Raw genomic sequence first — 205 nt, forward strand, 5'->3', positions numbered from 1 at the left:
CATCTTCGTTTCCGCTAATGTCGTTCGCTTGTAACGTTGGGACATCCGCCACTGGGATAACTGAAACATGATATTGTGCGGTGCTACTCGCTTCCGTAATCACACCACTATCTGGATCTTCCTCCTGATGCGTCACCATGACATCTAGCGTGAAGTTAGTACTGTCATGCAACGGAGGCGTTAACGTCAGCGCTGCTAGATCCTC

At 49.8% G+C, this 205-nt stretch carries 1 protein-coding gene; it reads right to left on the reverse strand.

Annotated elements, in window-relative coordinates:
• Positions 1–205, reverse strand: a 205-nt coding sequence (locus A3738_RS31055; RefSeq protein ID WP_197473818.1) for a hypothetical protein, incomplete at both ends; no start/stop codon positions are given.

The organism is Oleiphilus sp. HI0066, from assembly GCF_001635725.1.